This window comes from Kitasatospora sp. NPDC127060, assembly GCF_042724935.1.
GTDB lineage: Bacteria > Actinomycetota > Actinomycetes > Streptomycetales > Streptomycetaceae > Kitasatospora.
In genome coordinates this window covers 1-18,359 of the sequence record NZ_JBHXEG010000123.1, presented here as the reverse complement: position 1 = coordinate 18,359, position 18,359 = coordinate 1, and the positions used below count along the sequence as shown (strand labels likewise).

Annotated in this window: 14 protein-coding genes and 3 pseudogenes; 10 read left to right on the top strand and 7 right to left on the bottom strand. The window is 70.6% G+C overall.

Annotation, left to right across the window (positions count from 1 at the left end):
• The 4 genes and pseudogenes from ACFWIS_RS38355 to ACFWIS_RS38340 all read left to right on the top strand — a co-directional run.
• A partial coding sequence (locus ACFWIS_RS38355; RefSeq protein WP_380462541.1) for a serine hydrolase domain-containing protein occupies positions 1-861 on the top strand: 861 nt, incomplete at its 5' end.
• A gap of 231 nt (positions 862-1,092) precedes the next feature.
• Positions 1,093-1,242 (top strand): annotated as a pseudogene (locus ACFWIS_RS38350) (DUF5994 family protein); the annotation flags it as partial.
• Between the two features lie 76 nt (positions 1,243-1,318).
• On the top strand, positions 1,319-1,624 hold the full coding sequence (locus tag ACFWIS_RS38345) for a hypothetical protein (RefSeq protein WP_380462542.1): 306 nt from the start codon (positions 1,319-1,321) through the stop codon (positions 1,622-1,624).
• A gap of 10 nt (positions 1,625-1,634) precedes the next feature.
• Positions 1,635-1,853, top strand: coding sequence for a hypothetical protein (locus ACFWIS_RS38340; protein ID WP_380524257.1), 219 nt, complete (start codon positions 1,635-1,637; stop codon positions 1,851-1,853).
• On the opposite strand, the pseudogene ACFWIS_RS38335 reads toward ACFWIS_RS38340, so the two are convergent.
• The 3 genes and pseudogenes from ACFWIS_RS38335 to ACFWIS_RS38325 form a co-directional block, all read right to left on the bottom strand.
• Positions 1,853-1,948 (bottom strand): annotated as a pseudogene (locus tag ACFWIS_RS38335) (alpha/beta hydrolase); the annotation flags it as partial. The gene ACFWIS_RS38340 and the pseudogene ACFWIS_RS38335 overlap by 1 nt on opposite strands.
• Positions 1,949-2,197: 249 nt before the next feature.
• Entirely contained in the window at positions 2,198-2,368 is a 171-nt protein-coding gene (locus tag ACFWIS_RS38330; RefSeq protein ID WP_380524255.1) for a dienelactone hydrolase family protein, read from the bottom strand.
• Between the two features lie 430 nt (positions 2,369-2,798).
• Positions 2,799-3,161, bottom strand: coding sequence for a winged helix-turn-helix transcriptional regulator (locus tag ACFWIS_RS38325; RefSeq protein ID WP_380462543.1), 363 nt, complete (start codon positions 3,159-3,161; stop codon positions 2,799-2,801).
• A gap of 162 nt (positions 3,162-3,323) precedes the next feature.
• On the opposite strand from ACFWIS_RS38325, the gene ACFWIS_RS38320 reads away from it, so the two are divergent.
• Both ACFWIS_RS38320 and ACFWIS_RS38315 read left to right on the top strand, forming a co-directional pair.
• Positions 3,324-4,154 carry a glycine betaine ABC transporter substrate-binding protein gene (locus tag ACFWIS_RS38320; protein WP_380462544.1) on the top strand — a complete coding sequence of 277 codons (831 nt, stop codon included), beginning with the start codon at positions 3,324-3,326 and terminating at the stop codon, positions 4,152-4,154.
• A gap of 54 nt (positions 4,155-4,208) precedes the next feature.
• Positions 4,209-5,219, top strand: a complete 1,011-nt coding sequence (locus ACFWIS_RS38315; protein WP_380462553.1) for a zinc-binding alcohol dehydrogenase family protein — start codon at positions 4,209-4,211, stop codon at positions 5,217-5,219.
• Between the two features lie 275 nt (positions 5,220-5,494).
• Here the strand turns inward: ACFWIS_RS38315 and ACFWIS_RS38310 are convergent, their stop codons facing one another.
• Together ACFWIS_RS38310 and ACFWIS_RS38305 are read right to left on the bottom strand one after the other, a co-directional pair.
• Entirely contained in the window at positions 5,495-5,737 is a 243-nt protein-coding gene (locus tag ACFWIS_RS38310; RefSeq protein ID WP_380462545.1) for a hypothetical protein, read from the bottom strand.
• 737 nt (positions 5,738-6,474) lie between these two features.
• Entirely contained in the window at positions 6,475-6,750 is a 276-nt protein-coding gene (locus tag ACFWIS_RS38305; protein WP_380462546.1) for a peptidoglycan-binding protein, read from the bottom strand.
• Positions 6,751-8,126: 1,376 nt separating this feature from the next.
• Between ACFWIS_RS38305 and ACFWIS_RS38300 the strand changes: the two genes are divergently transcribed.
• Both ACFWIS_RS38300 and ACFWIS_RS38295 read left to right on the top strand, forming a co-directional pair.
• Positions 8,127-8,600 carry a GNAT family N-acetyltransferase gene (locus ACFWIS_RS38300; protein ID WP_380462554.1) on the top strand — a complete coding sequence of 158 codons (474 nt, stop codon included), beginning with the start codon at positions 8,127-8,129 and terminating at the stop codon, positions 8,598-8,600.
• 304 nt (positions 8,601-8,904) lie between these two features.
• Entirely contained in the window at positions 8,905-9,255 is a 351-nt protein-coding gene (locus ACFWIS_RS38295; protein WP_380462547.1) for a DEAD/DEAH box helicase, read from the top strand.
• Positions 9,256-9,703: 448 nt separating this feature from the next.
• On the opposite strand, the gene ACFWIS_RS38290 is transcribed toward ACFWIS_RS38295, so the two are convergent.
• Positions 9,704-10,129, bottom strand: a complete 426-nt coding sequence (locus ACFWIS_RS38290) for a hypothetical protein (protein ID WP_380462548.1) — start codon at positions 10,127-10,129, stop codon at positions 9,704-9,706.
• Between the two features lie 343 nt (positions 10,130-10,472).
• Positions 10,473-10,856 (bottom strand): annotated as a pseudogene (locus tag ACFWIS_RS38285) (DUF6000 family protein); the annotation flags it as partial.
• Positions 10,857-10,982: 126 nt separating this feature from the next.
• On the opposite strand from ACFWIS_RS38285, the gene ACFWIS_RS38280 reads away from it, so the two are divergent.
• Entirely contained in the window at positions 10,983-15,836 is a 4,854-nt protein-coding gene (locus ACFWIS_RS38280) for a glycosyl hydrolase family 18 protein (protein WP_380462549.1), read from the top strand.
• A gap of 597 nt (positions 15,837-16,433) precedes the next feature.
• Positions 16,434-17,837 (top strand): DUF6192 family protein, encoded by a 1,404-nt coding sequence (locus ACFWIS_RS38275; RefSeq protein ID WP_380462550.1) that lies wholly within the window; start codon positions 16,434-16,436, stop codon positions 17,835-17,837.
• The last annotated feature ends 522 nt before the right edge of the window (positions 17,838-18,359 follow it).

Genomic DNA, 18,359 nt, shown 5'->3' with positions numbered 1-18,359 from the left:
GGCAGCGTCACCAAGACGTTCACCGCGGTGGTCGTGCTGCAACTGGTCGGCGAGGGCAGGATCGCCCTCGACAACCCGGTCGAGAACTACCTGCCCGGCCTCGTCCGCGGGAAGGGCATCGACGGGAACGACATCACGGTGCGCCAGCTCCTGCAGCACACCGCCGGACTTCCCGAGTACGAACCGGACGTCACCGACGACATCCTCCAGCGCCGCTACGTCTCCCCGCGCGACGCCCTGGACATCGCGCTCCGGCACGAAGCGGCCTTCCGTCCGGGCACGGCCTGGGGGTACAGCAGCACGAACTACCTGGTGGCCGGCCTGATCGTGGAGAAGGTCACCGGCCGCCCCCTCGCCGAGACCATCGACAGCCGCGTCATCCAGCCCCTCGGCCTGCGCCACACCTACTTCCCGGCCCCCGGCGAGACCGTCCTCCGGGGGCGCCACCCCCAGGGCTACCGCACGGACGGCCCGGGCGGATCCCTGCGCGACGTCACCGAGATCGACCCCTCCGCGGCCTGGGCGGGCGGTGCGATGGTGTCCACCGACTCCGACCTCGCCACGTTCTTCTCCGAGCTCATGCGCGGCCACCGCCTCCTCAAGGATCCCCAGCTCCAGCAGATGCGCGCCACCATCGATACGGGGCACCCCGGCTTCCGCATCGGACTGGGGATCGTACCGGCGACGCTGTCCTGCGGCACGACCGTGTGGTTCCACAACGGCGCCATCCCGGGCTACGGCACCTGGAGTGCCGCCACCGAGGACGGACGCGCCGCCAGCGTCACGCTGACCGTCGAGCCGACCGACGTCAGCGACCTGTATCCCGCCCTCGGCGCCGTCGACGCGGCCCTGTGCCCCTGAGGCACGCCGACGGACCGTTCGTCCGGCGGGCTGTGTGACCAGGCCGGGCGGATGGCCTCCAGGGCCGTGACCGGCTCCGGGGCCGGGCCTCCACACCGGCCCTCCCTGGGACGGGTCGGCCCGGTGCGGGCGGAGTGCCGTGGGGGTATCGGGGCGGCCCGGCCGCCGCTCCCCGACGGCCGGCCCCCGCACGGTGGGGCCGGGCGGGCGTCCACGGACGGGTGGCGAGCCATGCCGGACGAAACCGGTGCTCCGCTCCCGGGATTCCTGCCGGACCGGTTCCGGCAGGCCGCGATACCGGGGACGCTCCTGTTGCGCCTGGAGACCACCCGGTCCCGCGAGGGTGCGCTCGACGGTGCCTGGTGGCCGCGTTCACGCGACCAGGGGTCAGCCCGGTGCCGGAGCTCCGCCCCGGCCCTCCCGCAGGGCTGTCGGCGAGAGTCGGTAGCCTGCGGGCATGTCCGTCAACATCGATCTTCACTTCACCGTCTCCAAGCTCACCGACGCCGCGCAGGCCGAGGCGGTCTCCGTGTCCGTCGGCGATCTGCTGCGCGACGAGGGTTTCGAGGACCAGATCAGCTACGGCCCGGTCGTCGACAACGGTGTGCACTACGTCACCGGCGAGGCCAGGTACCCGATCATCATCAGCGGATTCGGGCGCTGGCAGCCGCACTTCGAGACCTCCTTCGCCGCCGCCGTGGCCGAGGTCGCCCCGGACGCCGAGGCCTTCATCACCTGGGGCTACCCGGACGAGGAGTACTGACCGCCGCCCCCTGCCGGACATCGACATCGACATCGACGTCTGGTCAGCCCGCCGCCTGGACGTCTACCGGCGCATCATGGACCGCTACGGCCCGACCCGAGTGTGCACCCTGTCCATGCCCGAGACCTGCCGCGTCCGCCACGCGATCCGCGACGCCGGCCTCGCGCTCGGCCTGCCCCGACGAGGTCGGCAACCCCGCCAAGGCGATCCCCACATCACCGCCCGCTAGAACGCGCGGCTCAGTGCCTGGCGTCCGGTGTATGCGCGGACGAAGGCGTCCCGCAGGTCGGGGCGCACTCCCTCGCCGAGCGTGCCGGCGCGCAGGCGGTGCCGCCGTTCCAGGAGGCGGTCGTCAGGCCGGAGAACGGCTCGTCCGGGTAGTGCGGCAGCGGGTGGTCGCTGTCGCTGCCGTCGTACCTTCTCGCCGGTGGTGTAGAGGGCCAGTTCGCCGTAGCACGGGGGCAGGTGGCCGGTGACGTCGAGCGTGTCGCGGTAGTGCTCGCTCCGGCCGAGCAGCGGGCGGAGGACTTCGAGGCGCCGTACCGCGCGGCACCACTCTGGAAGCCGCGGTGGCTACTCTTCGACGCTGGTCAGCAGCGTGTGAACGCGACGCCACACGTCGGCTGCCGTGGCCGGCTCGGCGTGGAGGAAGCCGTGCCCGACACCGGGGTGGACGACCATCTCGTGACGTATGCCGGCTTCCCGTAGCGCGTCTGCGATCTCGCGTTGCTGCGCGGGCGGCACGACGTGGTCGTCCTCGCAACGACGAACCACTACAGAGAGCAACTATCAAGATCACCGTGACACCATGCCCCAAGCCTTGACAGGTTCTCCCCGGTGGGCCCGGCGCCGAGCGCGACCACCTCGTAGGTCTGCGGCTCCATGGCTGCTGCTCACTCTCATGCCGAAGGGGCCGGGCGGGCCGGGTCTCGGACAGCACCATCCTGCTGTGCGCCGGCGCCGAGGGGCCGGTGCTCCCGGGTGCCTCAGTGCTTGGGCGCCTCGGCGTAGGAGGTGAGGTAGTCGGCGGTCGGGGTGCCGACCCCGGTCACGTCGTCGTAGCCCTTGACGGCGTGCAGCGAGGAGTCCTTGCCAAGGGTGCGTGCTTCGCGCCTCGGGCCCCGGCCGCGGTGCAGACTGTGCAGGTTCCGAGAAGCCGCCCCGGTCCGGCGCGTCAGGGAAAACGGTCGATGTTCTGCTCGACCCAGGTACGCAGGCGCGCCAAGGGGATGCACGCGTCCGCCCCCAGGTCGGTGAGGCTGTACTCGACGCGAGGCGGGACTTCGGCGTGGACCTCGCGGCGGACCAGGCCGTGTTCCTCCAGCCGCCGCAGGGTCTGGGTGAGCATCTTGGGGCTGATGCCCTGCAAGCGGGCGCGTAGTTCACCGAACCGCCGCGGCCCGCTCTCGAGCGCGCCGAGAGCCAGCGCGCTCCACTTGTTGGCGAGCAGGTCGAGCATGTCGCGGCACGGGCACGCCGCAGCGTATACGGAGGCGGGGTCGACGCAGTCGCCGGCGTGGGTGGCGGTCGTGGTCACTGGCCAATAGTACCCATCGGGTAGCAATGGTCCTTGCAGGTAACCACGACCTTTCCACTACCTTCCGTTGTGTCCGAAGCACCGGAGTGGTCCGGGGGAACGGACCGTCGACGCCTCGGCCGTCCCGCTCCCGGTCAGCCGCCCCGTGAAAGAGAGCTCGCCATGCCCAGCCGAACGCGACTGCACCCCTTGACCGTCGGCACGATCGCCCTGTCGTTCCACCGGGGCACCGCGGCAGTCGTCCGCCGGATCCTGGAAGCGTACGGACACCCGGTCTCCGTGGTGGAGGCGCCCCACGAGGAGCTCTTCCGCCGTCAGGCCGCCGGCGAGATCGATTTCCTGGTGTCCGCCTGGCTGCCGTCGAGCCACGAGAAGTACCTGGCAGGACACCGGGACGAGGTCACCGTGCTCGCCCCGCATTACGAGCCGTACTGCATCTGGGCGGTGCCGCCCTACGTTCCCGCCTCCGAGGTCGCAGAGGTCGGCGACCTCACCCGCCCCGACGTGGCCGAGCGGATGACCCGGGTGATCGACGGCATCAACCCCGGAGCCGGCATCAGCCGCTTCTCGGCCCGCATGGTGGTGAACTACGGCCTGGACCGGGCCGGTTACCGCTTCGCACCCGGTGACGAGGCCGGGTTCGTCGCCCGGGTCGAACGCGGCCTCGCCCGGCGCGAACGGTTCGTCATCCCGCTCTGGCGGCCCCAGTACCTCAACCGCCGCCACGCGCTGCGGCCACTGGCCGAACCGAAGGGCCTGCTGGGCAGCGTCGACGCAGCCAGTCCGGTGGTCCGCCGTGACGCGCTCGAGCGGATCCACCCGGAGGCGCTCGCCGGGCTCGCTGCATTCGAGCCGGGCAACGACGGCGTTGAAGACCTGGACGTCCTGATCAACGTCGACGGCCTCACGCCGCTGCAAGCCGCCGACCGCTACCTCGCGGCCAACCCACACCTGCTTCCCCCGTACGCGCCCACTTGCCCCGCACGCACCTGATCCCCGCAACCACCCGGGCGCCAGCCAACCGAGGAGAATCCCGTGACACGCACCATGCCCGCCATCGCCTACCGCGCGAGCCTGCCGATCGACGACCCGCAGAGCCTCACGGACCTCCAACTGCCGGTCCCGGAACCCGGCCCGCGTGATCTGCTGGTGCAGGTCGAGGCGGTGGCGCTCAACCCGGTCGACTACAAGATCCGCCAGAACGCCGACCCGGCAGGCGAGCCCAGGGTCCTCGGCTGGGACGCGGCGGGCACCGTGGTGGCGGTCGGATCCGAGGTGGAACTGTTCACCGAGGGGGACGCGGTCTACTACGCCGGAGCGCTCGACCGGCCCGGCGCGAACTCCCGTTACCACGTCGTCGACGAGCGCCTGGTCGGCCGCAAGCCCGCCTCCCTCTCGTTCAGCGAGGCCGCCGCGCTGCCACTGACCTCGCTCACCGCCTGGGAAGGCCTGTTCGAACGGCTTGGCGTGGACCACGGTGTCGGCCGGCAGACCGGTACGTTGCTGGTGACGGCCGCTGCCGGCGGCGTCGGATCCATGGTCACCCAACTCGCCCGCGCGCTCACCGGACTCACGGTCATCGGCACCGCCTCCCGCCCGGAGACGGCCGCCTTCGCCCGAACCATGGGCGCCCACCACGTCATCGACCACTCGGAGCCACTCGTCCCCCAGCTGGCCGAGGTGGCACCGCACGGCGTGGACCTCGTGTTCGGCACCACCGCCACCGACCACAACCTCCCCGTCTACGCCGAGGTGCTCAACCCCTTCGGACGGATCGTGGCGATCGACGACTTCGACAGCGTGCCGATCGGGCTCCTCAAGGCGAAGAGCATCTCCTTCCACTGGGAGTTCATGTTCACCCGCTCCATGTTCCGCACCGCAGACCAGGACGCCCAGCACCGCATCCTCACCGAAGTGGCACGACTGGTGGACGCCGGCACCCTCACCACCACCGCCACCAAGGACCTCGGGACCATCAACGCCGCCAACCTCCGAAAGGCCCACCACCTCCAGGAGTCCGGCACGGTCATCGGCAAGACCACGCTCACCGGCTTCTGACACAGAGCACCCCGCTCTCGGCGACCGGCCCGGCGACGCGTGGGCGCAGGTCTGTCCTCGACCATCTTCGACGTGAATGCCCAGTCACCCGCCGCAGGGCGGGTTGTAAGAAAGGGCGGGTGAATCGGCGCAGACCGGCACGTCCGCCAGGCAGCCGCGGCACTGGCCGTCCGTCAACTGCCGAGACCAGGACGGCAGCCGCCGTACATGCCGTCTCTACCGATCTTCACGTGCCCCCACGTCAGGCTGCAGTGCGGGCTGGGCTCCTCGGTCGATCAGGATCCGCGGCTGCGCGGCTGCGCAGCCGCCTGGCCGACGCCCTGGCCGCCTTTCTCGCTGGTGCCGGGGTCGACCTCGACGAACCCCCGACACAGCAGTCGGCCGCCCGCCACGGCGGTGTGGTGCAGCAGGCCGTCGGGGATGACGGCGCCCTCCCGCCCTTCGCCGTAGCGGTGGTAGACCTCGGGCAGGAAGTCCGGCGGCGCGCACTCGTCCCCGGCCCTGCGGGCGCCGGCCACGAAGGTGGCCTGGGTGCGGGTGACGGCGAGGATGTGGCCGACCCGCAGCCTCGCCTCGGTCTTGTCCTCGGGCAGCCGGGGGAAGCCACGTGTTGCAGCTCCGGGAAGCGGGCGGCGATCCGCGCGCCCCGTTCGGTCGGGAACCAGGCCCCCAGTCGTCCGGCCCGGCAGGGTGGTTCAGTTGACCAGGCCGTCGCAGGCCAGCCACCACTGCCGGGCGGCGGCGTAGGCGCGCTGCCAGGGACTTCGACGTTTGCCTGTTCAGAGGCTGCGCGCGCGGTGAGTGTAGCGGGCTGACTTTCCGTCAGGGACGGTCTTCATGAGGCCGCTCCTCGATCGTGTGCAGCCGACGTTGGTGGTGATACCGACCCGGCCCGCGTGGGCGAGGAGAGTGCCGAGCGGTGACGCCGAGCTCATCCAGGGCAACACCTGTGCCGGGTAACGCCTTTCGCCCTGGTTGTCGCTGGGGCCGCACGTACCGCGGTGGCCAACCGGCAGGAGGCGGTTGCGGACCTGTCAGCCGGCTGCCGGCGAGGTAGTTGGTGGACCGTCACCGCGGTACGGCTACGACGGCGATGGCTGGCGCGAAAACGACGACTCGGCGCCCGTCGTTGCGACCAACCTGGAGTTTCCGGCCGGATACAGCGCCGGGTAGCGGAACGCCGGGCGCCGACGGCGGAAACCGTCGGTGCCCGGCTTCACGGGCCGCAGGCTGGGAGCCGGGTCGGATCAGTCGATCAGAACTTGTTGCAGACTGTCTGGGCGTCCAGGTTGGCGTGCCAGTACATGGCCCTACGCGTCTGGGGGCCGTAGACGCCGTCCACGCCAAGGCCGACCCGGGCCTGGAAGTCCCGCACCGCCTGGGCCGTGGCGGGGCCGTAGTAGCCGTCCTCGGCAAGGCCGTTGGCGCCGTCGCACCGGTGAAGCGAAACCTGGAGGTCATAGGTCCCGCTGTTGAACCCCGACTGCTGGCCCATGACACAGTCCACCGAGCCGGTGGAAGACACCGGCACCCAGGTTCCGTAGCCACCCACCGAGACCTGCTGCCCCGTCGTACAGGAAGGGAGGGACGACGCACTCGCGGTCGGGGCGAAGCCGAGCAAGGCGGCAAAAGACAGGACCGTGGTGCCCAGCGCAATTACACGACGCTTCATGAGAGCGCTCCTGAACGGGGTGAAGAAAGGAGTTCGGGACACCCCCGTGACGTCCCGAACGATGATGACTCTCGGTCATCCTCGGAGCATCGTACATTTGAGTGATCAACGATCCGCTCAGGGCGGGAGTCGGGGCGATCCCCCTGTCCGGCGATCCCCTCGGGGACACCGTCGGTGGCCGGACCGCGATTCGGTGGGTGGCGTCTTGGTGCCTGGCGTGGCCAAGGCCGCGAGGATGATCTCGCCGCCACCCGCACCAGCCTGCGCCGCATGATCCGCAACGAGAAGCTCAACAACCACCCCTGACACCCCCCCGGTGTCTGAAACCGCACCGGCAGCGTGAACGCCCCCGACCCGCCGCCCGCACCAACCATGCTCTCACCAGGGCCAGAAGCCGCCTCAGCGCTGCGCCCCCTGGTCCGCTTGCCGGACTTCCGCGGGACCACGAGGGCTTCGACGACCTTGGCGTCGTGGCTCCGCAGCGCGTGAGGATCTTGACGAGCGGGCCGTAGGAGTCGGACTCCAGAATGTCCCCGGGCTTGGCGTGGGGATGACCTGCGGAGTTGTCGTCCTGGAGCGGGTGTTGATGGCGTGTGAGGCATGGTTGCTGTGGGTGTTGACAGCTGAGAGACCGCGCGAGTGGCGCGCGCGGCGTTCCCGAAGGGCAGCCTGCCGATCCGGATCCGGGAAGCACTGGGGCCGCTCTTCACCGACGAGAGCTTCATCGGCTTGTTCCCGAGGCGGGGGCGGCCGGCCCTGCCGCCTGCTGTGCCGGCGCTGGCCTGCGTCTTCCAGTTCGCTGAGGGGCTGGGGTCGCCGCGAAGTTCACCGCCTACCGCGAGCTGTTCCGCACGAAGGTGAAGAGCACCGACCCCGCGCTGGCCGAGCAGGACCCGGCCGACAGCACGGTGCACTGGTGGCGCCGCACCTGGCCCGGCCCCCACACCCGGCCCGGCTACCCGCCCGTCGCCCTGGTCGTCACCGGCGCCGGACCCGTCGCCCTGGCCAACCGCCAGGAGGCCGTGGACCTGTCGGCCGAGATCCGGGGCGGGCAGTGGTGGACAGTGCCCCAGGACGACAACGAGGGCGACGGCTGGCGCGACTACGACGACGCCGTGCCGATCCTCGCGACCACGCTGGAGCTGCTGGCCGCCCGTGGCCCCCTCGGGCCTGTCTGGTGGCGCTACGGCCGCCCCGGCCGGCACTTCTCTCCTCAGCCCGGCGGAGCGCCTGCCATGATCCCTGCCATGCGCACACAGATCACTCCGGCCGAGATCACCGACATCCACCAGGTTCTTGCCGATCACCACCGGTACTGGGGAGACCGCGACCTTCGATCCCTGCACGCTCTCGCGCTGGTGCACGAGTTCGGTGAAACATGCCTGGTCGCCCGGGCCGAGGACGGAATCCACGGGTATCTCATCGGGTTCGTCACCCCGGCCGGCACCGGGTACGTCCACCTGATCGCGACCCGGGACGACGCCCGCGGCACCGGCCTCGCACGCCGCCTCTACACGGCATTCGCCGCCACCGCACACCGCCAAGGCGCGCAGTGGTTGAAAGCGATCACCTCGGTCGACAACACCACGTCGATCGGATTCCATCGCCGACTCGGCTTCGACGTGAAGATCGTTGACGACTACAACGGCCCCGGCCAAGCCAGGGCCGTCTTCCACCGCGCTCTGCCGCTCGAGGCAACGCAGCCCTGAACGGCCAGCCCTGCCGTCACCGGCAATCGTTCCCCAAGTCGTTAGCGGTCGAGTTCGCCGGTTGAGCGCCTGGTGTTGTGCATGGTCAGCGGGTCGCGAAGCTCCAAGGGTCGTTCCGCGGGGGAGTGGCCTTGGAGCATCGTCGCTGGTCAGCGGATTTGCTCAACTGGCCCAGTGAAGCGCTCAGTCACAGCCTCTCCCCATCCATGACCTGGCCCCGGGGAGAGGCCGTCCGTCCCTGACCCTTCCACAGCACCGCCCGCCCTCGCCCTGCCGTCTCAGCATCCGAAGGAGAAGCACCGCCGTGGAGACCACCACCGCCACCGAGGCCGACGTGCCGGCCGTGTTCCGCGCCGACGCCGGGCAGCCGGTCCCGCAGCAGCCGACCGGGGCGCTCAACCCGTTGCCGCTGCACTGGTTCCAGAAGGACGCGGTGGCGGCCGCGGTGCGCGAGGTGAAGGACGGCGGCCGCGCCACCGTCGTGGCCGCGACGGGCTCGGGCAAGACCCTCATCGCGGCCGGCTGCGCCCGGCGTCTGGCCGCTCGGGGCCGGGTGCTGGTGCTGGTGCCGACGATCGAGCTGCTGGAGCAGGCCGCCGAGGCCTGGTCGATCGACGAGGCGCACCGCACGGCCGGGTCGGAGGGCGAGGCGTAGGCCGCGATTCACGCCGACGACCAGGTCCCGGCGAAGCGCGGGCTGTACTTCACTGCCACCCCGCGCATCGCCGACGACCGGCGCGCGAAGGACGGCCTCGCTGACCTTGCCGACCTCGCCGACCTTGCCGACCTCGCCGACCTCGCCGACACCGAGGGCGCCGCGAAGCTGCCCGCCCTCTGCTCCATGGACTCGTGGCGAAGCCAACGCCACCTTGACGGCGTCCAGTTCGCCGTCTGCGCCCTTCGCCAGGATGACCAGGTCCAGGACCCGGATGGTCCCCGAGGTGACCAGCTTGTCGAGCTCTGCGGCCATCTACCTCGTCGTCGAGTTCCCGCCGGCCACCTCGCACTTCACCGGCGACCCACATCGGTGAACCGCAGCGTCGCCTGCCGGGTTCAGCGTGTACGAGCAGCCCCACGTGGTCGAGGGGAGCGGCTCTGCACCCTCAGCTCACCTTCTTGGTCGTGCCGACACACAGCGCCCAGATGACGAACACGTCGATCGTGATCAGGACGACCGCCCACACCGGTTCGTGGGGCAGCCACATGAAGTTGGCGATCATGCCGAGCCCGGCGACGACAACGCCGACGGCCCGCGCCCACGCGGCGCCGCTGAACAGTGCCGTCCCGGCCAGAACGAGGACCACCCCGAGGATCAGGTGGATCCATCCCCAGCCCGTGGTGCTCCACGAGTACGTGTAGTTCCGGGTGACCACCACGAGGTCGTCGTTCGCGATGGCGGCGATCCCCTCCAGGACCGCCATGATGCCGCCGAAGAGCAGCATGATCGCGGCAAAGGTGGTCCACCCGCCCGCGTAGGCCCGTTCGACGGTCTGGGTCCTGCGACCGGTCCCGGTGTCACTATCGGCCATGGCATGGACTCCTTCCAAAGCATCCGCGTCAACCGACGGGGTGACCTGCTTGGAGGCTCCTTTCCAGGCTGCCACGCACCCGCACCACCCCGCGAGGGCAAGCCCGTCCGGTTCACCCTGGGCCTTCATCGAGGCGCTGGAGAACCCGGACAACCGCGCCGCCTACGACCAGCGCCAGAAGGCCCGGGAGAAGAAGGCCCGCCAGGAGCACCGAGAATGGATGCGGACAGGTCGAGTGGACCCACCGACCAGGCGGCCGCTGCTGGCCCTGTTGTCGGCGTACAGGTGTGAAAGCGCTCAGCCACGTACAGGTGAATGGGCTCTGTCGCTGATCTTGTGACGTCTACCTGAGCGAGTCCGTCAGTGCGCACAGCTCATCTATGAACCGGCTCGGCGGCGAGGGCCTGAACTGGGCGTCATTCCACTGGTGCCACAGGCCTCCGGGGGCGAGGAAGCGGTTGGCGTGTTCGGTTCCAGCCTGACTGTCGATGTGGAGGAGCGCGCTGACGGCCCAGTGCTGGTCGTACTGACGGTCAGGCTGTTGGAGATAGCGTTCCAGGTAAGCCGCCAGGTGCAGGGCATCCTCCTCCGTGCAGAAGCGTGCGAGAGCGAAGCAGTAGCCCTGTCCGGAGAAGCACAGCTGGCTGGCGAGAAGCAGGTCACCCAGAACGTCTCGGAAGTGCTGCCGGCGGTCCACACCGATCAGCCAGGCAGCAGTGAGGCGGGAGCGCCATTCGCCGCGCCGACGTCCTCGGCGCGCTCGGCGTTGACGGACCCGTCAATCTTTCGTCTACCGGCCGGCCCTACGGTCCGCGCATCGTACTTGCCCGAACCGACGACTGGAGACAAGCCCGTGCACACCCTTCCCGTGCCGGCCAGATCCCCGGCGGGGCGCTGGCCGGCCCGCCTGCTGACCACGGTCCTGGCCGCGATGCTGGTGCTCGGCACGCTGAGCTGGTTGGCGCCGCCAGCCGGCGCGTGGACCAGCTACAGCACGCGGTACCGGCAGGTCATCAACGAGATCCGCAACAACACCAGTGTGCCGCTGCGAGAGAACGTCCGGGTGCTGCACCGCGACGGCGGCTACTACCTGCAGGACATCGGCGGGCTGGCCCGCGGTGGCGAGCGGGTCCAGCTGGTCTTCAACCGGGAGAACCTCTACATCCGGGGGATCTTCCTGCCTGACCGCCCGGTCGGCAGGACTCGCCTGATCCTGTTCCACGGCGTCCCGGACGCCGACGACATCCGGCGCGCGGTCGGTGTGACAGGGGCCCAGACCGAGAGCATGCACTTCGCTGACACGTACGGGGACATGGTCAACGAGGGGAACCGGGGTCTGGCCGCCGACGCCCCCAACCGGATCGCACTGGAGACCCTGACCATTACCCAGACCCGGCTGACGGATGCGATCCGGGCCGTGCTCACCGTCCCCGGCGACGACACGGCCCGGCGGGCCCGGGCCCGGAACATGATGATGATCACGGTCGCCTTCGCCGAGGGCGCCCGGATCGCCGCCGTGGCCGGTGTAGAGGCCAACGGCGCCGGGACCAACGACGCGGACCGGGGCCTGTTCGGCGCGTTCGCCAACGGCAGCTGGTGGACCGAACGGGAATGGACGGTCGGAGCCAACCAGCGCCTGATCCAGGGCGGGTGGGGCGACGCGACCGCCGACGCCTGGGGATGGACCCGCGACGCCACCTATCAGCCGCCGGCCGCTCACGAGTTCCGCAACTGGCTCGCGGTCGCGGGCGCGTTCGCCGTGCTCGGGCGCTGCGGTGGTGGTGGCGGCCGTGTGCTCACGGAGGGCTCGGCCGACACCTGTCCGGCGCCGTCCGCCCCGGTGAAGGCCGCGACCAGCGTGGGCGGCAATGAGGCGTACTTCTTCCACGGCCCGTTCAACGCCCGGATCAGGTACGACATCGGCGGCACGGGGGACGCCTTCACCGAGGGCCCGCAGTCGATCTACGAGAGCTGGCCGCTGCTGCGCGGCACCCCGTTCGCGCTGGGCGTGGACTCGGCGCTGTACCGCTCCACGTCGTCCGGCGCGGCGATGTACTTCACCAAGGGCGCGCAGGCGATCCGGCTCGACAACATCCAGGTCGACGTCAAGAGCGCGGGCCGCATAGGCGTCACCGGCACGATCTGCGACATGTTCGGGCTCTGCGACGAGCCCTTCGCCTCGGGCATCGACTCCATGGTGTCAGCCGAGAGGGACAACTTGTACGTCTTCGCGGGCGGCAAGTACGCGCGGCTCCAATTGAAGGGCGGCTACTGGACGACCCTGTACATCAAGGACGTCGCCACCGAGTGGCCGGTCCTCAAGGACACCCCGTTCGCGAGCAGGATGGACGCGGTGTTCAGCCAGGCCGCGGGCGGGACCTCCGGGCCGGGTCTCAAACGGCGCCTGATGATGTTCTCCGGCGACCGCTACGTCCGGCTGCTCGCCCAGGTCAACGGCACCGACGACGAGATCGAGAACGGCCCGACGAGCATCTGCGAGGGCTGGCCGCTGCTCTGCGGCACGATGTTCGACTCCGCCAGCCGGCTCCAGCTCTCCAGCCGAGAGGGCAACCTGCCGCCCGACGTCGACCAACTGCCCGCCGACCCCACGAGCGATCCGAACTACCGCTTCGGCTGGGCGCTCGACGGCGGCCAGGTGAAGAACAAGGCCAACGGCAAGTGCCTGGACGTGGACACCCGCGACCGCGACGGCAGAGCCGACGGCGGACGGATTCACCAGTGGGGCTGCGAGGGCAGCGTCAACCAGCGCTGGCAGAGCGGCAACACGCAGGACGACGGCTCGGCCGCGCTGGTCAGCGCGCACAGCGGCAAGTGTCTGGACGTGGACGCGCCCACCGGCACCGTCCGGCAGTGGAGCTGCGGCGGCGGGGCCAACCAGTCCTGGTTCCGCGACGGCGACCTGCTGCGCAACAGACAGACCGGCACCTGCCTGGCCAGCACCGGCGCCGCCGACGGCCTCGCGCTGGCCGTGGCCCCCTGCCCGGGGGCCACACAGGGGCAGGACCCCACCGCGGCCGGCGACCCGGTCGACCCGACCAACGGCACCGACGACGGCGGTCCGCGCCCGGCCCGTCCGTCCTCGCAGGCGGAGTGCCGCCCCGACGGCATGGCCGTCACACCGGGCACCGACACCCGCTACTGCGACGTTTACCAGGGCGACGGCCGCGAGTGGCTCGGCCAGGACCGCAGCCGCCGGGTGGTCGGCTACTTCACCGGCTGGCGCACCGGCCAGGACGGCTCGCCCCGGTACCTGGTGAAGAACATCCCCTGGAACAAGGTCACCCACGTCAACTACGCCTTCGCGAAGGTCGGCGCGGACAACCGGATCGCGGTCGGCGACGAGGCCGTCAAGACGACCTGGCCGGGCGTGCCGGGGGCGGAGATGGACCCGAACCTGCCCTACCAGGGCCACTTCAACCTGCTCACCCGGTACAAGCGGCAGCACCCGCGGGTCAAAACCCTGATCTCGGTGGGCGGCTGGGCGGAGTCGTCCGGCTTCTACGCGATGACCACCAACGCGGACGGCACCGTCAACCAGGGCGGCATCGACGCCTTCGCCGGCTCGGTCGCCGACTTCCTCGCCACGTACGGGTTCGACGGCGTTGACGTCGACTACGAGTACCCGACCGCGCTGCCCGACACCGGCAACCCGAAGGACTGGTCCACCGCCAACCCGCGCCGCACGGGCCTGGCAGCCGGCTACAACGCGCTCATGAAGGCCCTGCGGGAGAAACTCGACCGCTCCGGTCACTACTACCTGCTCACCTCCGCCGGCTCCTCCTCCGGCTACCTGGTGCGCGGCGAGGAGAACCAGCCCGCCCTCCAGTACCAGGACTTCGTCAACGTCATGTCCTACGACCTGCACGGCTCGTGGAACTACTTCGTCGGCCCGCAGGCGCCGCTCTACGACGACGGCAACGACACCGAGCTCGGGGTAGCGGGCGTCTACGACGCGCCGGAGTACCGCAGGACCGGCTACTTCAACACGGACTGGGCGTACCACTACTACCGCGGCGCGCTCCAGCCCGGCCGGATCAACCTCGGCATCCCCTACTACACCCGCGGCTGGCGCGACGTGCAGGGCGGTACGGACGGTTTGTGGGGCTCCTCCGTCCGGCCCGACCAGGCCAACTGCCCGCCGGGAACGGGCGGCAAGGGCGGCCGGGTGGCCTGCGGCAGCGGCGCGGTCGGCATCGACAACCTCTGGCACGACACCGAGGGCGGCCAGGAGGTCCCGGCCGGCTCCAACCCGCTCTGGCACGCCAAGAACCTCCAGGGCGGCCGACAGCCGGGCTACCTGGGCGGCTACGGCCTCACCCCCACTAGCGACCCGGACGACCGGCTCAGTGGCGGCTACGCCCGCAGGTGGAGCGACCAGCTCAAGTCGAGCTGGCTGTGGAACGCCGACAAGAAGGTCTTCCTGTCCACCGAGGACGAGCAGTCGGTGGCCGCCAAGACCCAGTACGTCCTCGACAAGGGCATCGGCGGCGTCATGCTCTGGGAGCTGGCCGGCGACTACGCCCAGCGCCCCGGCGGCGAGTACGGCATGGGCTACACCCTGACCAGCCAGATCGACCAGGCGCTGCGCGGCAAACCTGCCTACGGCAACACCCGCGCCAACCAGCCGCTGCCCGCCCAGGCCGTGGACGTGAAGGTCGAACTGGCCGACTTCCCGGGCGACCTGAAGGACATGTGGCCGATGCAGCCTAAGCTGCGGATCACCAACAACAGCCCGGTGGCGCTCGGCGCGGGCACCGAGGTCTCCTTCGACGTCCCGACCTCCACCCCCGCCCTGTTCAAGGACGAGGGGTGGAAGGAGATGCCCGGGGTCGTGTCCGGCCACGACGGGCCCAATGCGGGCGGCCTCACCGGGGACTTCCACCGGGTGACGGTCAAACTCGGCTACTGCGAGGACATCCCGCCCGGCACCAGCCGGGATGTCGGGATCAAGTACTACCTACCGATCACCGGCCCCGCCAACGTGATCGTACGGATCAACGGGAAGGACTACAGCTCCACCGGCGACCTGCGGCGCGGCACCACCACCGTCACCCCGCCCGCCGCCCCGGCCGCCGCCACCGTCTGCCAGGCCGAGGACTGGCAGCGCGGCAAGGCCTACAGCCCCACCGGCGGCCGCCTCTGGGCGGCCTGGGACAAGGGGGCGCAGGGCTGGCAGTTCGAGTACCAGGGCCTGCTGATCGACCACGACCCGGACCAGTCCCGGGTCCACCTGGTGGAGCCGATCGAGACTAATCCCAACCAGTACTGGCGGGTCCAGGACGCGGGCGCCGGCTGGTCCAGGATCACCAACGGCGGCCGCTGCCTGAACGCCGTCGAGCAGCGCAAGGACCTCTCCACCGGCCCCTGCACCGGCGGTGACGGCCAGAAGTGGCGGTTCGTCCCGGTCGATCCCGCCACCGGCGCCGAGGGCACCCCGGTCGCCACCCCGGTGCACGGCAAGGCGTTCAAACTTCGCTCCGCGAACGGCCTCGACGCCGAGGCCGCGAACGGCAGCACCGCCCGGCTGACGCACGTATGGGCGGGCGACCCGGCCGGCTCCTCCTCCGCCGCGTACGCGGCCTGGCAGGGCTCCTACTGGTACGCGCAGTGGTGGACCCAGGCCGAACCGGGCACTGCGGAGGCCAACGGCAGTTACCCGTGGCGCAAGCTCGGCCGCAAGCCGTAGCACCGTCCCCGCAGCCCGCCCGCCGCGCCCCGGCACCGCTCGTGCCGGGGCGCAGCGGCGCGTCGGCCGGAGGGGTTGGCACACCCTCAGAGCCTGTGTCTGAGCCGGGCACGACAAGCCGGGTTGTTGTCGGAGTCGTTACCCTGCGGGGATGGCCGGTGGTTTGGAGCGGCCGTGTCGAGTGTGCGGTGACCGGTTGAGGCCGGACGCTCGGGCGGAGGCGGTGTTCTGTTCAGCGGCGTGTCGTGCCCGCCGTTGGCGTTCGGTGCGGCGTTCGCGGGTCAGGGTGGCCGCGATCCGGGCGGCCGTGGTGGCGAGTTGTCCGGTGTGCGGAACATCGTGGACGGTGGGTCTGGAGCGGGTGGCGGGAGCCGTGTTCTGCTCGGGGCGGTGCCGGACGAGGGCGTGGAGGCTTCGGTCCGGGCGTGCGCAGGACAGTTCGCAACCATTGTGATGCCGCTGGTCGGCAGACCACGCGGGTCTGCTTTCCGGGCTCTCTTCCAGGCCTGGACGGCGACGTTGATGCTGGGTCACAGGCCGGGGGTTGTCAGTCGGCGGCCGGCGTCGTGCCCCGGGCCGGTGGGGTGGGTGGTTGGCGTGTCGGAGCTCGTCGGGGCGGTGTCGCTGAGGCGGTATGACGAGTTGGTGGCCGAGGGCCGCGATCTGGTCGAGCAGATAGGCCGCTGCCAGTTCCGTATCGGGGACATGGCCCTGGAGATCGAACCTATGCGGCTCGCGGGCGGCGGGGAGCACGGGGCCGACGAGGCGTTCACCGTGGCGACCTCGCTCAGGCTTTTCGCCGAGGACATCGGGCTGTCGTTCCACACGGTCAAGGGCTACCGGTGGACCTCCTCGAAGTGGCCCGCCACGCATCGCCAGCCGAAGGTGTCGCACAGCATCCACCGGATCCTGGCCTCGATCGAGGACCCCGAGCACCGGTTCGCGGTGATCCTTGATCCGCCGGTGCACGAGCGCTCGGGCACCCGCCGCTGGACGCGCGACGCCGCCAGCCGGGCACTGGGCCGGCAGTTCGCCACTCCGGTGACGGTTCAGGAGAAGGTCGAGCGCATCCACGACCTGGCCGCCGACGACCAGGTCGCCGCCCGGATCGCCTCCGACCTGCTGCGCCGGCCGGAGGTCGCCTTCCGGGTGATGGCGGACGACGACACCGCCCGCCACATGGTCAACCGCGCGCAGATCGAGCGGGCCCAGCAGATCGCGGAGACGACGCACGCCAAGGCCGCCGACACCGTCCCCAGGGCGACCAGCGGCTACGACCCGGCGAAGAAGCTGACCGGCCGCAAACGACACCTGGCGGTCGACCTCGGCGGCCTGCTCGTCGACGTGCTGGTCACCCCGGCCGACGTGCCGGACCGCGACGGCGCCCGCCGGCTCCTGGCCCGCCTGCACACCACCCATCCGGAGATCACCATCGTCTGGGCCGACTCCGCCTACGCCGGGGAGCTCGTCGGCTGGGCCGAGCGGGAGCTCCACATCACGATCAAGATCGTCAAACGGCCGCCCGATGCCCAGGGGTTCGTCGTCCTTCCCCGCAGATGGGTCGTGGAACGCAGTCTGGCCTGGTTCATGCGGGCCCGCCGAAACTGCCGCGACTACGAACGCCTGCCCGCCCACGCCGAAGCCCACCTCGCCTGGAGCGCCATCACCCTCATGCTGCGGCGCCTCACCCGCCCCCCCCGCAACCACATCACCACCTCAGGCCGGACTCGCCGCATAAGGGCGGGAGGGGCCTCGGGCCCCTCCCGCCCTCGCACCGGGCGGCTACGAGAAGACGACCGACCGGACCTTGACCGCGTTGCCGAGGACCGTGTTCGGGTTCATGACTTTGTAGACGTCACCGCTGCAGTCGGAGGCCAGGTACACCGTCGCGTGCGCGGTGGTGTAGTTCGCCGGCGCGTAGCCCGGGGCCTGCTCGGAGGTCCCGGACAGGTTGATGCAGTCGTCGGTCGGAGGGTCGCTGAGGGCGGCCCACTTGCCTGAGCCGTCCTTGTAGTCGAATTCACCGACTGCGGTTGCGGCGTGGGCGGTGCTGGGAACGGCGACAAGGAGCGTGAGGGCTCCGAGCGCGGCGACGGCGGTCTGGCGGAAGCGCATGAAGGCTGTCCTGTCCCTTCGAGGTTCACGCCCCAGAACGAACTAGGGGCGGCACACGAACCGTTCCCCTCCGCGCGCCCGGCCAGGCGCCATGCCCCCCATACAGCCCAACACCCCTATTCCAACCAGCCCCGACTGCGGCCAGCCCCCAGCCGACAACCAACCCACCGCCACCAGGCACCACCGCGATCAACTTGCTCACCGACCACGTCCGGACCCACCAAGCCCCCCAGTCGCCGGTCACATCGCTGCGGGCGGCCCAGAACGCGCGGCCCGCCAGTCGGCGAGGCCAGCAATGAGCGGGCAAAGTCCGCGGCTGCGGTTCGGGGCCCTCAGGAGAGATCGCCCCTCGCCGAGCACCAGCCCGCTCGTGGGAGAAGCCGTTCGGATCGGCGTCACGGTGACGCC